The sequence below is a fragment of the Brevundimonas sp. NPDC058933 genome (genome assembly GCF_049315965.1).
Taxonomy (GTDB): domain Bacteria; phylum Pseudomonadota; class Alphaproteobacteria; order Caulobacterales; family Caulobacteraceae; genus Brevundimonas.
Genome location: NZ_JBMOSL010000004.1, coordinates 167,406 through 180,348 on the forward strand (window position 1 = coordinate 167,406; position 12,943 = coordinate 180,348).

Consider the following 12,943-nt stretch of genomic DNA (forward strand, 5'->3'; position numbering starts at 1 on the left):
CTCAACTCAGGCTTTCTGATTCAGGCGGTCCAGCACCAGACGATAGCCCTGGTGCGGCATGTCTTTGAGGGAACGCGCGACGCGCACCACGGTGGTCGGACTGGCCGAGGCCTCGACCGCGATCTCGCGATAGGTCTTGTCCCCGCCGTCCAGCAACCGCGCCACCTGCCACCGCTCGCTAAAGGCGCGCAGCTCTGCGGGGGTGCAGAGGTCGGACAGAAAGGCGTCGGCCTCCGCCCGCGTCTGCAGCGAAAGCAGGGCGTCCAGCAGGGCGGTCTTGGCGGCGTCGGTGCTCATGGCGCGTTCCATTATGCTGTAACAATGGAACGGTCAAGCGTCGGAGTTGACGCCGGTTCCTTTTCCTCCCCACTTGTGGGGAGGGGGACCACGAAGTGGTGGAGGGGCCGTGCCGCCGAGTGTTGACACCTATCGACGCGCTGCGGGGATGCGCCGCGCCCTGACCCCGCCGGAAGCCAGGCTGTGGTCGCAACTCAAGACGGGCGGCCTGGAAGGTCTGAAGTTCCGGCGTCAGCATCCCGTCGGCGCCTACATCCTCGACTTCTACTGTCATGCCGCGCGTCTGGCGGTGGAAGTGGACGGCGCGAGCCATGATGACCTCAGCCAGATCGCTCATGATGAGCGGCGGACGCGATGGCTGGCGACGCAAGGTATTGAGGTGCTGCGGGTGCGCGCGACCGATGTGCGAGATCATCTGGACGGCGTGCTGGCGCTAATTCTGGGGCACGCGACGGGCCGGTAGGCGTCTGCCGCAGGCCCCTCCACCGCTTCGCGGTCCCCCTCCCCACGAGTGGGGAGGAAAAGGAATGTCTCGCCACTCGCCACTGACTGCGCCCCGCTCTATCTGTCTGGTATGACCAAGGTTCTCATCATCGGCGCGGGACACGCGGGCGGCTCGGCGGCGGCGCTGCTGAGGCAGTATGGCTTTGAGGGCGAGATCGTCCTGGCGGGCGAGGAGGCGGCGGCGCCCTATCAGCGGCCGCCCCTGTCCAAGGCCTGGCTCAAGGGGGAGGCGGGTCTGGAGGACCTGCTGCTGCGCCCCGAAAGCTTCTACGTCGAACAGAAGATCGACCTGCGCACCGGCGTCACCGCGACCGCCATCGACGCCTCGGCCAAGGCCGTGACCTTCGCCGACGGGGTGGTCGAGGCCTACGATGTGCTGATCCTGGCCACCGGTTCGACGGCGCGCCGTCTGGCCATCCCCGGCGCGGACCGCCCCGACCTGCTGGAACTGCGCACGCTGGAGCATGCCGAGCGGCTGAAATCGGTGCTGGCCCCCGGCAAGCGTCTGGCCGTCGTCGGCGGCGGCTATGTGGGGCTGGAGGCGGCGGCCTCGGCCCGCGCTCTGGGCGCGGAAGCCGTGGTGATCGAGCGGATGGACCGGGTGCTGGCCCGCGTGGCGTCGGAGACCCTGTCGACCTTCTTCACCGACCTGCACCGCCGCCACGGCGTCGAGATCCTGACCGGAGCCGAGGTGTCGGGCTTCGAGGACGGCGGCGTGCGGCTGGCCGATGGCAGCCTGATCGCGGCCGACGCCATCCTGGTCGGCGTCGGCGCCCTGGCGTGCGAAGCCTTGGCGCGGACGGCGGGTCTGGCCTGCGAGAACGGCGTGGTCGTGGATGAGACCGCCCGCACCAGCGACCCGTCCATCTACGCCATCGGCGACGTGACCCAGCGGCCCATCCCGGTCCACGGCGGGCGGATGCACCGGCTGGAAAGCGTGCCCAACGCCCTGGAGCAGGCCAAGCAGGCCGCCGCCGCCATCGTCGGCCGCGCGGCGCCCGCGCCCGAAGTCCCCTGGTTCTGGTCCGACCAGTATGACGTCAAGCTGCAGATCGCCGGCCTGCCCTTCGACGCCGATCGTCAGGTGGTGCGCGGCGATCCGGCGACGGGCGGTTTCGCCGTCTTCCACCTGAATGGCGACCGCATCGTCTGCGTCGAGGCGGTCAATGCGCCTGCCGAATTCATGGGCGGGCGCCTGCTGATCGGCAAGGCGACGCCGGTGGACGCCGGCCTGCTGGCCGACCCCGCGACCTCGATGAAGGCGGTGGCGAAACCGGGGTGAGGGCCGTCTGATGACGGCGGTGTGACATCCGTGCCGCAATTGCGATTTAGTCGCAGGAGTCAGATTGTCGCACCCCGAAAAGATGATATTGCGAGCCGGTCTCAACACTAACCGACTGGCTCCTCCCCATGTCCGACGCTCGTTCCTCCGCCCTCAAGGCGCTTCTTTTCGCATCCAGCGCGGCTGGAATGCTGTGCGCCGCGCCGGCCATGGCCGCTGACGAAGCGCCGATCGCGACGGCGGACATCACGCAAGACGCCACGACCCTGAGCGCCGTCGACGTGCACGGCCAGCGCATCAAACGCGAGCCCAAGGACCCGCAGTTCGTCGCCCCCCTGGTCGATACGCCGCGGTCGGTCACCGTGATCCCGCAGCAGATCATCGAGCAGACCGCCGCCACCTCCCTGCAGGACATCCTGCGCACCTCGCCGGGCATCACCTTCGGCGCCGGCGAAGGCGGCCAGCCCCTGGCCGACCGGCCCTTCATCCGCGGCCAGGCCTCGGGCAACAACATCTTCGTCGACGGCATCCGCGACACCGGCGGCCAGCAGCGCGAAGTCTTCAACCTGGAGCAGGTCGAGGTCATCAAGGGACCGGACTCGGTCTACTCCGGTCGCGGCTCGGGCGGCGGCAGCATCAACCTCGGCTCCAAGACTCCGCGTCTGAGCGATTTCACCAATGCCTCGGTCGGCGCGGGCACGGATTCCTATCTGCGCGGCGCGGTCGATTTCAACCGTCAGCTTTCCCAGACGGCCGCTCTGCGCCTGAACCTGATGGTAGCGGAAGGCGATATCGCCGGTCGCGACGCGGTCGATTTCGACAAGTGGGGCCTGGCCGCTTCGTTTGCGGTCGGCCTGGGCACGGATACCACCCTGACCGCCAGCTACTATCACCTCGACAGCGATCAGATGCCTGACTACGGCATCCCGCTCTACACCAAGCTCGGCGGGGCGACGGCGCCCCGACCTGACGCCTCGGGCGTGCTCGATGTGCCCTACGACAGCTTCTACGGCCTGACGGCGCGCGACTATCTGACCAATACAGTCGACTCGGTGACGGTCACGCTGGAGCATCAACTCACCGAGACCCTGAAGATCCGCAACGTCACCCGCTATGCCGAGACCCTGAACGACTATGTCGTCACCAACCCCGGCGACGGCGGCGCGGCGCAGCAGATCGACGGCGTTTGGTGGATGAAGCGGGGCCTGAAGTCGCGCTGGAACCCCACCGACACCCTGGCCAATGTCACCGACCTGACCGGGTCGTTCCAGACCGGCGGTCTGAAGCACAGCTTCAACCTGGGCCTCGAACTGTCGTCCGAGAAGAACGACAACGCCGGCTACACGGTCACCACCCTGACCGGCACGGCCTGCCCGGCGCCCCTGACGGGCCTCGACTGCACCCAGGTCTACGCCCCAAATCCGAGCGATCCCTGGACCGGCACGATCACGCGCGGCCTGGTCAGTTCGACCGACACCCAGTCGACGGGCGTCTACGCCTTTGACTCGATCAGCTTCGGCGAGAAGTTCATCGTCAACCTGGGCCTGCGCTGGGACGACTATTCGGTCGATGCCACCAACGCCTCGGGCACGGTGACGGCCCCGGTCTACGCCTCGACCCGTTCGGACTGGGACTTCGTCAACTATCAGATCGGCGCGGTCTATAAGCCGACGGCCAACACCAGCGTTTACGCCTCCTACGCCACCTCCTCCACCCCGCCGACCATCTCGGCTGGCGATCAGAACGGCGGCGGCGGCACAGGGACGGGCAACCTGGCGACAACCCTGCTGGACCCCGAAGAGACCGACAGCTTCGAAATCGGCGCCAAGGCCAACCTGTTCAACGACCGCCTGGCCCTCAGCGGCGCCCTGTTCAAGACTGTCCGCAAGAACGCCCAGATCCAGACCGAGCCGGGCGTCTATGAGCAGGCCGGCGAGGCCGAGGTTCAGGGCCTCGAACTGGGCGTCTCGGGCAATGTCACCGACCAGTGGCAGGTCTTCGGCGGCTACACCTGGATGGACTCCGAGCTGACCGAGGGCGCCTACAACAACGTCAACGTCGGCGACGAACTGGCCAATACGCCGGAACACAGCGCCAGCCTGTTCACCACCTACCGTCTCATGCCCAAGCTCAGCCTCGGCGGCGGCGTCTACTATGTCGGCAAGTCCTATGGCGGCAACCAGGGCGGCGCCGGCGGCGGCGGCAACCGCATCTACGCCCCGGCCTATACCCGCGTGGACCTGTTCGCCTCCTACGACATCACCGACCGCGCCTCGCTGCAACTGAACGTCCAGAACGCGGGCGATGAAGAGTACATCATCCGCACCAACGGCGTTCACCACGCTGACGTGGCCCCGGCCCGCTCGGCCATCCTGACGCTGAATCTGCGCTACTAGGAAGCCGCGTTTCGCGCCATTCTGCCGGCCCCGTCGTTCACCTGAGCGGCGGGGCCGATGCGTTTTCTGAGGTTGAGAGAGCCATGCTGCTGCACATCCCCGACGTCTTCACCAAGGCCGAGGTCGCCGCTCTGCGCCGCACCCTGGACGCCGGTCCCTGGGCCGACGGCAACATGACCTCGGGCCATCAGTCGGCGACGGCCAAGAAGAACCAGCAACTCCCCGAGGACAGCGCGGCGGCGAAGGAGGTCTCGGCCCTGATCGTCCAGGCCCTGAACGCCAACCCGATGTTCGTCTCGGCCGCCCTGCCGCACACGATCTTTCCGCCCCTGTTCAACCGCTACGAGGGCGGCGGCGAGTTCGGCGTCCATGTGGACAACGCCATCCGTCAGAAGGGCGATGTCCGCATCCGCAGCGACCTCTCGGCCACCCTCTTCCTGTCCGAGCCCGAGGACTATGACGGCGGCGAACTGATCGTCGAGGAGCTGTACGGGAGCCAGTCGGTCAAGCTGCCGGCCGGCGACCTGGTCCTCTATCCGTCCAAGAGCCTGCACCGCGTCACGCCTGTCACCCGCGGCGCCCGCGTCTCCAGCTTCATGTGGCTGCAAAGCCTGGTCCGCGACGACGCCGACCGCGAAAGCCTGTTCCGTCTCGACGTGGCGACCCAGCGGGTCAATCTCGACAAGGGGCCCAAGGATCAGGCGGTGATCGAACTGACCGGCCTCTATCACAACCTGCTGCGACGCTGGTCGGAGGTGTAGGCAGGATTCTCCCTCCCACTTGGGGGAGGGTGGCTGACGCGAAGCGTCAGACGGGTGGGGGCGCTTCGGCTATTCAGACGCCGCGCTTGTATCGCCACGCCCTCCCCACCCGGTCGCTGCGCGACCACCCTCCCCGAACGGGGAGGGTGAGGCGTCGCGTTGGCTCAGTAAACGTCGCGCCTGTACCGCCCGCTGTCCGTCAGCCGCATCAGCCGCTCCTCGCCCAGCGCCGCCTCCAGCGCCGCGTGCACGCCCTTGGACATCCCCTCCAGGCTGCCGCAGACATAGACATAGGCGCCGCGATCGACCCAGTCGGCCATCGGCCGTGCGTGTTCCGCCACCAGCGACTGGACGTAGCGATGCTCGCCCCCGTCGCGCGAGAAACTCCGGTCCAGCCGGGTCAGCACCCCCGACGCCCGCCAGGCCTGCAGGTCGGCGTCATAGAGGGCGTCGTGCGCCCGCGTCCGTTCTCCGAACAGCAGCCAGGCCCCGCTGGTCTTCTCATGCAGAGCCCGCGCCTTCAGATGCCCGCGCAGGCCGGCGATCCCCGTCCCGTTGCCGATCAGGATGACGGGCGCCTCGGGCGGCGCGGCGTGGAAGCTGCGGTTGGCCCGCACCCGCATGGCGATCTCGTCGCCGATCTGCGTGCCTTGCGTCAGCCAACCGGAAGCCAGACCCGGCGTGCCGTCGGGCTGCGTCATCAGGCGGATGCAGAACTCGACCCGCCCGTCCGAGGGCAGGGAGGCGACCGAGTATTCGCGGCTGGCCGGCTGCTCGCCGTCGCGGACGGGCAGGCCGACCTCGGCGATGTCGCCCGCCGCCCAGTCGGGCTCATGATCGATGGGCTCGAAGGCCAGATGGTAAGCCGCGCCGCCGGGGCTGCCCGCGTTCAGCAGGGCGCGTTCAACCAGGCGCCAGCGGTCATAGGCGGGCGGGGTCCAGTCGGGCGCGGCGGTCGAACCGGTGATCTGGTTCAACTGATGCTGCCAGTGGCGGATCGCGCCCGCGTCGCCATTGTCCACCTCGACCCGGTCGAACAGGATCTGGGCGCCGCTGCGGTCCAGCCAGTCGCCGACCGCGTGGCCGAAACTACAGTAGGCGTCATAGGAGCGGTCGCCCAGCGCCAGCAGCCCATAGGACAGATGCGACAGGTCCACATCCGCCGCCATCGCCTGCCGCACGAAGCGGGCGGCGCTGTCGGGCGCGTCGCCCTCGCCTGTGGTCGAGGCGATGACCAGCAGGCGGTGCGCCCCTTTCAGCGTCTCCAGATCGAGGTCACTGAAAGCGACGATCCGCGCGCCGACGCCGCCATCGCCCAGCGCCCGCGCCGTCATCCAGGCCAGTTCCTCGCCAAAGCCGGTCTGGCTGGCGAAGGCGATCAGCACGGCGTCGTCGCCGGCGCCATCAGCCAGCAATCGCGCCTGATCGGCCGCCTTGCGCGCAGCAGCCCGCACGCGCCAGACCGTCAGGCCGATCAGACTCAGCCACAGGGCGACGGCCACACCCGTCCACAGCCAGCGGGTCATGTCGGCGGTCACGATCAGGCTTCTTCTTCGTCCATCATGGCGGCGAAGGCGGGGCTCATCCGCTCGACCAGGCCGCGCGGCGTGCGCTCGACGAAGTGGGCCGCGATCTTCAGGCCTTCCGCGAACTCCGGCCCGTCGAACGGCCCTAGCACCATCAGGGCCGTGGCCCACGCGTCGGCGCGCATGGCCGAGGCGTCGAACACCGTCACCTGCGCCAGTCCATTGTCCACCGGCCGCCCGGTCGAACCGTTGAGGGTGTGCGGATAGAGCCGCTCTTCATGCACGAAGGCGCGGCGCCAGTCGCCCGAAGTGGCGACCGCCATGTCGAACAGAGCCGCCACCGTATGCGGCGCGGGCGACCCCGGCACGGCCTCGATCTCGACCCACCAGGGCTGGGCGTCCGGCTTGACCCCGCGCCCCAGCAACTCGCCGCCGATCTCGACCAGATGCGAGGTCGCGCCCATCTCCGTCAGACGCGCCGAAACCCGGTCCACGGCGTGACCCTTGGCGATGCCTGAGAAGTCCAGCCTCATCCCCCCGGCCTGCACCGCCGCCTGCGCGTCGCGGTTCAGCCTCAGCTTCTGCCAGCCGGAGACGGCCAGCGCCGCCTCGACCTCTTCGGCGGAGGGCAGGGGATTGAGCGGATCGCGCGCTCCCGGCGGGCCGAAACCCCACAGGTCGACCAGGGCCCCCAACGTCGGATCGACCGCGCCGTTGACGTCGTCGGCCAGATCCAGCGCCGCGTTCAACAGGCTCCAGAAGTCGTCCGACAGCTGCCACGTCCCGGCCGGGGCGTTGTTGAACCGGCTGATTTCGCTGCTGGGCGTCCAGGGGCTGAACAGGGCGACGATGCGCGCCAGCTCTTCCTCTATGGCCGCCTGAAACGCGTCCTGGCCCACACCGAGATCTGAGGTTTGGGGGGGCGGGACCAGACGCACCGACCATGTCGTGCCCATGCTCTCCCCCGCCAGCGACCAGATCAGGTCGCTGGGCGGCCGTTCCGGCGCGCGCGTGGTCGGCGGAACCAGGACGCGGGTGTTCTGACGGCCATCGACCGCCGCTCCGACCTGAAGCGGCGGCGGGGCTGAGCTGGAGCGTTTGGAGGTCAGGGCAGGACTTCCAGCGCGCCGTTCCACGAGGCGTTCGAGCCCGGCTGGCCGTTCACGCCCGCCGTGCGCACCGAGGCGCCCAGCCAGTAGAGGCCGGCTTCCGGCCAGGTCACGCTGAAGGCGCCGTCCGCGCCGGTCTTGACCGTGATCTCTTCGGGGTTGTTGCGGTAACGGGTGCCGCCGCGTGCGATGGTCACGTCGACATTGGCGGCGGGCTGGCCGTCCTTCAGCAGCTTGAAGGTCGCGGCCTCGCCGACGGCCAGGTCGTTCGGGTGGGTGACGGGGGCCAGTTCCAGGCCCTTGCCGACCGTCTTCAGGTCGGTGGGCTCGCCCAGGGTGACGAAGGTCTCGGTGCGGCTGTCGGTGCGGGTGGCCTGAACTTCGGTGGCGTCAGCCGGGATGGCCGTCGCGAACTCGGCCTCGGCCCCGCGCCAGCGCTTCTGCTCGCCGCCCTGCTTGTAGCTGGCCATGAAGCCCGAGCCGACGTTGGCGACGCGATAGGTGCCCGGCTGCGACAGGTGCAGATCGAAGCTGGAGCGGTACTTGGCCTGGGTGACGTTCTCGGCCTGGGCGGTCGAGCCGTCCGGAGCGGTGATGGTCAGGCCGTTCAGGCGCATGGCGGCGTGGTCGGGGATGAAGACCCCGTTCGACATCCCGGCGTCAAAGCCGACCCAGGCGTCGTTGCCCGACAGGACGGTCGAGGTCGGGGCCAGCCAGGCGCGGTGCGCCTGGGCCGAGAGCGGGGCGGCCAGAACGGCGGCCAGAGACAGGAAGGCGAGGGTCTTTTTCACGATCTCAGGTCCTAGCGGGTCACGGCGACGCGAACGGCGCCCAGTTCGGTGGAGCCGGTCCCGGCGCCGGTGTTGGCGGCGCCCCAGCGGAAGGGCACGCGGACGACCTCGCGGCCGCCCAGTTCACGGGCCGCCTCGACGACGATGTTGTACTGGCCCGCTGGCAGAGCGCGCAACTGGGCGGCCGAAACGGTCACCGCGTGACGGCCGGGGGCCTTGGTCGGCCCGGACACGCCGTCGGCGGGCAGAGCCATCGCCCGGCCGCCCTTGCGCCACCAGGTGCGCAGGTCCTTCAGCCAGTCCTTGCCGTCGCCCTCGTTGTTACGCGTCTGCTGGTACCAGACGGCCAGGGTCTGGGCCGTCGTCTGGTCCGGTTTCTCAATCCACACGGCGACATAGGGCCGGTGATAGGAGGCGCTGGAAATACGCGGCAGCTCGACGCTGACGCTCAGGTCGGCGGCGCTGGCCACGGCGGGGGCGGCGGCCAGGCCGGCGGCGGTCAGGACGAGAGGAAGCTTGCGCATGAGGGAGCTCGTCAGTGGATGAAGAGAAGGGCGATAACGACAGGAATCAGCAGACCCAGGGCCACGATCGGCCAGGTCGAGGGACGGCCGCGCGCGTGCAGCCACAAGAGGGCCAGACCGGTCACGGAAAAGATGACGCAGGCCACGGCGAAGACGTCGATGAACCAGTACCAGACCACTCCCGCATTCCGGCCCTTGTGCAGATCATTCAGGTAGGCGACCGCCCCGCGCGTGGTCTTCTCGTGCAGGGCCTCGCCGGTTGAACGGTCGATGGTCAGCCATCCGTCGCCGCCGGGCGTGGGCAGGGCGACATAGATCTCGTCCGCCGTGGTTTCGGTCGCCTTGCCGTCGACCTGGACCCTGAAGGCCTCGGCGGCCCAGCGCGCGATCGGGGCTGGAACCGGGTCGGTGGTCTCGGCGGGGAAGTCAGCCAGACGCGCCAGCAGGGGCGCGGGCAGGGTGGCGGTCGCCTCCTTCGTCACCGGCTCGGCCGGGATCTGCGCCGCGTGGTTCAGGGTGATGCCGGTGATCGCGAACAGGATCATGCCGACCAGGCTGACCGCCGCCGAGATCCAGTGCCAGCTGTGCAACTGCTTCAGCCAGAACGACCGCCTGGCGTTCAGCGCCGCCTTGGGTTTGGCGGTGATCCTGGAAGGGTTTGCAACAGCGTCGTTCACAACATCGCTCTGCCACAGTGTGCGAACGACTTGCAACGCCATTCGCCGCAACGCCTGCGACAGCCTCGCCGCCGTCGTCCCGGGCCTTACGGCGCGACCCGTGCGGGTTTCGCCCGATAACATCGCGCTCCGGTCCGAGAGATCGTGGCGCGTCCACAGTCCTGCGGAGCGAACAGTCATGCGGATTCAACTCCTCGCCAAAACGATCGGGGCGCTGATCGTCGCGGTCGGCTGCGTCTCGGCGGCCCAGCAGCAGCCGGGAGGATCGCCGATCCAGGCCACGACTCCTGAGCAGGCGGCGCAGATCCGCGCCATTCTCGCCGCCGCCTATCTGCCGCAGGGCGGGGCGCCCGACAGCCTCGCCATCCTGCCTGCGCCGCCCACGTTCGGCTCGCCGGGCCAGGCGCGCGACGACGCCGCAGCCGCCGCGGCCCAGAGCCTGCGCGGCACGCCCCGCTGGTCGCTGGCGACGCGCGACGCCGATCTCTCCCTGCCCAACGCCGCCCGGGCCTTCTCCTGCGCGCTCGGCGTGGAGATCAGCGAGGCGGGAACGCCGCGGGCCTACAACCTGCTGCGTCGCTCCATGGCGGACGTCGGCCTGTCGACCTATCCGACCAAGACCAGATATCAGCGCACGCGCCCCTTCGTCGTGACCTCGACCCCCACCTGCACCCCCGCCGAGGAAGACTTTCTGCGCCACGACGGCTCCTATCCATCGGGCCACAGCGCCATCGGCTGGGGCTGGGCCCTGGTCCTGACCCAGGTCGCGCCCGAGCGTCAGAACGAAATCCTGGCGCGTGGCCGCGCCTTCGGCCAGAGCCGCGTCGTGTGCAACGTCCACTGGCTCAGCGACACCGAGGAGGGCCGGGTCATGGCCTCCGCCACGGTCGCTCGTCTGCAGTCCGCGCCCGAATTCCGCGCCGACGTCGAGGCGGCCAGGACCGAGATCGCCGCCGCCCGCACGGCCAAACCGGCGCCCGCCAATGACTGCGCCTCAGAGGCTGCGGCCCTCGCCGGCTAGGGTTCGCGTCGAGCGGTCAGTAGGCCAGACGCAGGCCGAGGCTGATGGACCGGGGCGGCCCATAGCCCTCGACCCCCGTGCCCGTTTCCGACACCTCGACCTCGGCGTCGAACAGGTTGTCGGCGGCCAGCCACAGCGAGGAGGTGTCGTTGATCCGCCAGTCGGCCCGCGCGTCCAGCGTCACGGCGGCCCCCAGAACGCGGCTGTTCAGATCGTCCTCGAACCGCTTGCTCTCATAGCGTGCGCGCGCGCCCAGGGTCAGGCGGTGGCTCGCACGCCAGTCGACGCCGGCCGATGCGCTCCAGATCGGAGCCTGGGCCGGGCGCAGGCCGGTCAGTTGCGGCGCCGCCGATCCGCCATCCACGCGGGCGTCGGTGACGGACAGGGCGCCGGTCAGGTCCAGCCCGCCGCGCACGGTCTGATGGGCGCTGATCTCGACCCCGGTCGCCTCTATGGTCCCGGCGTTCTGGCGCTGGCGCAGCACCCCGCCGGCCGGGACGAAGCCCGCCCGCGGGAAGGTCCCCGGGCCTTCGCCCACGGTGACGTTGACGATGGCGTCCTCGATCCGGTTCCAGAACAGGGTCGCGTTCAGCGCCGAGACCGGCCCCTCGAACGCCAGCCCCGCCTCGACCCCTTGCAGGGTCTCCGGGACCAGACCCGCATTGGCCTCGGTCAGGTCGTTGCCGACGCGGAACGGCCGGTGAAGCTCGTTCAGCGTGGCGGGCCGGAAGCCGGAATAGGCCGCCGCCCGCGCCGCCCAGCCGCCGCCGATCATGCGCCGCGCCGCCAGACGCGCGCTGACCACCTCGCCCGAACGTTCGGGATCGGTCTCGTCCAGCGTCGCCGCGCCCGTGGCGAGGTCCCGCTCCAGCCGACGCCCGTTCTGGTTCTTCCAGCCGTCCAGCCGCAGGCCGCCCGCGACCAGCCAGGGGCCGTTCTCCAGCGAGCCTTCGCCGTAGATCCCCGCCACCGAGGTCTCACCGCCGGCGATGCGGTCGCGGGTGAAGGCGCCGGCCATGTAGCGGAACAACTCATGTGTCTCACCCTCGTTGAAGCGGGCGTCGGCGCCGATCTCCCATTCCAGCCTCTGCCCCCACAGGCCGTCGCCACGTCCCCGCAGGGCGGCGTTCAGGCCCCAGCCCGTCGCGGGGGTCTCATACTGGTCGTTGGCGGGCGTGGTGCTCGCCCGGTCGGCGGCCACCGCCGCCGAGGTATTGGCCAGATCGCTCTCGCGCCGCCAGGCCTGCAGCCGCCAGCCGGCATTCCGGGCCGTGGCCTGACGCGCCGCCGTCGCCGACAGCACATGGCCGCTCGCCGTGGAGCGCGCCCCCGCCAGGCCCGAACCGCGATCCTCCTCATAGGCGGCGGCCCGCAAGGACAGGGCCGCCTCGCCCAGGGGCAGGTCGGCGCGCAGGGCGGCGCTCTTGGCCTCCAGGTCCAGCGGCGTGTCGGCGGCCCCCGCCGCCGCGCCGCGCACGGGAACATAGCCGTCGCTGGTCTCGTAAAGGATGGAGCCGATCAGCCGCGCTGGCCCCGCATCGACACCGCCGGACCCCGCCAGCCTTGCCCCGCCACGTTCGGCGATCGAGGCGTCCAGCACCCCGCCGCGCTCGCGTTCCCTCAACTGGATCACCCCGGTCAGGGCGCCCGCGCCATAGGGGCCGGCCCCGGCGCCGCGCACGATGTCCAGGCTCTCGATGCTTTCGGTCGGCGTCTGGCTCCAGATCACCCAGCCGCCGAAGGGGTCATTCAACGGCACGCCGTCCAGGGTCACCAGCGTCCGGCCCGCCCCGGACGGCGCGATGGCGCGCAGGGATATGCCCTGCGTCGTGGGATTGGCCGCCAGGCTGGAGGTGCGCCGAAACAGCGAAACCGCCGGCACAGTCGCCAGGGCCTCGTCCAGCCGCGTCGCGCCGGACAGCGTCTCCTCGCCCAGGCGAATGACGGAAAAGGCGGCTTCGCCAGCCGCAGGGGGCAAACGAGCGGCGGTGACCACCACCTCGTCGAGCGTGGTGGTCGGGGCGGCGGGGGGCATGTCCTGGAGCATCAAGCGGG

The 12,943-nt window shown here is 69.9% G+C and carries 12 protein-coding genes; 5 read left to right on the forward strand and 7 right to left on the reverse strand.

The features are described from left to right. Nucleotides 1-6: 6 nt before the first annotated feature. Complete coding sequence (locus ACOZBP_RS10535; protein WP_422676381.1) at nucleotides 7-297, reverse strand: YerC/YecD family TrpR-related protein; 291 nt, start codon at nucleotides 295-297, stop codon at nucleotides 7-9. Between the two features lie 109 nt (nucleotides 298-406). Between ACOZBP_RS10535 and ACOZBP_RS10540 the strand changes: the two genes are divergently transcribed. The 4 genes from ACOZBP_RS10540 (at nucleotide 407) to ACOZBP_RS10555 (ending at nucleotide 5,240) form a co-directional block, all read left to right on the forward strand. Further along, nucleotides 407-760 carry an endonuclease domain-containing protein gene (locus ACOZBP_RS10540; protein WP_422676382.1) on the forward strand — a complete coding sequence of 118 codons (354 nt, stop codon included), beginning with the start codon at nucleotides 407-409 and terminating at the stop codon, nucleotides 758-760. 111 nt (nucleotides 761-871) lie between these two features. Further along, nucleotides 872-2,083 (forward strand): NAD(P)/FAD-dependent oxidoreductase, encoded by a 1,212-nt coding sequence (locus ACOZBP_RS10545; RefSeq protein ID WP_422676383.1) that lies wholly within the window; start codon nucleotides 872-874, stop codon nucleotides 2,081-2,083. Between the two features lie 128 nt (nucleotides 2,084-2,211). Beyond that, complete coding sequence (locus tag ACOZBP_RS10550; RefSeq protein ID WP_422676384.1) at nucleotides 2,212-4,479, forward strand: TonB-dependent receptor; 2,268 nt, start codon at nucleotides 2,212-2,214, stop codon at nucleotides 4,477-4,479. 83 nt (nucleotides 4,480-4,562) lie between these two features. Continuing rightward, nucleotides 4,563-5,240: a Fe2+-dependent dioxygenase gene (locus ACOZBP_RS10555; RefSeq protein ID WP_422676385.1), complete on the forward strand. Its 678-nt coding sequence runs from the start codon at nucleotides 4,563-4,565 to the stop codon at nucleotides 5,238-5,240. Nucleotides 5,241-5,404: 164 nt separating this feature from the next. On the opposite strand, the gene ACOZBP_RS10560 is transcribed toward ACOZBP_RS10555, so the two are convergent. The 5 genes from ACOZBP_RS10560 to ACOZBP_RS10580 are packed head-to-tail and all read right to left on the reverse strand — an operon-like array spanning nucleotide 5,405 to nucleotide 9,867. After that, nucleotides 5,405-6,778, reverse strand: a complete 1,374-nt coding sequence (locus ACOZBP_RS10560; protein WP_422676386.1) for a sulfite reductase subunit alpha — start codon at nucleotides 6,776-6,778, stop codon at nucleotides 5,405-5,407. Nucleotides 6,779-6,780: 2 nt separating this feature from the next. Beyond that, nucleotides 6,781-7,902, reverse strand: a complete 1,122-nt coding sequence (locus tag ACOZBP_RS10565) for an FAD:protein FMN transferase (protein ID WP_422676387.1) — start codon at nucleotides 7,900-7,902, stop codon at nucleotides 6,781-6,783. Continuing rightward, complete coding sequence (locus ACOZBP_RS10570) at nucleotides 7,872-8,666, reverse strand: DUF4198 domain-containing protein (RefSeq protein WP_422676388.1); 795 nt, start codon at nucleotides 8,664-8,666, stop codon at nucleotides 7,872-7,874. The genes ACOZBP_RS10565 and ACOZBP_RS10570 overlap by 31 nt, the downstream gene beginning before the upstream one ends. 11 nt (nucleotides 8,667-8,677) lie before the next feature. Beyond that, nucleotides 8,678-9,190, reverse strand: coding sequence for a DUF2271 domain-containing protein (locus ACOZBP_RS10575; RefSeq protein ID WP_422676389.1), 513 nt, complete (start codon nucleotides 9,188-9,190; stop codon nucleotides 8,678-8,680). Nucleotides 9,191-9,201: 11 nt separating this feature from the next. After that, nucleotides 9,202-9,867 carry a PepSY-associated TM helix domain-containing protein gene (locus ACOZBP_RS10580; RefSeq protein ID WP_422676390.1) on the reverse strand — a complete coding sequence of 222 codons (666 nt, stop codon included), beginning with the start codon at nucleotides 9,865-9,867 and terminating at the stop codon, nucleotides 9,202-9,204. Nucleotides 9,868-10,045: 178 nt separating this feature from the next. Between ACOZBP_RS10580 and ACOZBP_RS10585 the strand changes: the two genes are divergently transcribed. Next, a complete protein-coding gene (locus tag ACOZBP_RS10585) occupies nucleotides 10,046-10,888 on the forward strand; it encodes an acid phosphatase (RefSeq protein WP_422676391.1) in 843 nt (280 codons plus the stop codon). Between the two features lie 16 nt (nucleotides 10,889-10,904). On the opposite strand, the gene ACOZBP_RS10590 is transcribed toward ACOZBP_RS10585, so the two are convergent. Then, entirely contained in the window at nucleotides 10,905-12,923 is a 2,019-nt protein-coding gene (locus ACOZBP_RS10590; protein ID WP_422676392.1) for a TonB-dependent receptor, read from the reverse strand. Between the last annotated feature and the right edge of the window lie 20 nt (nucleotides 12,924-12,943).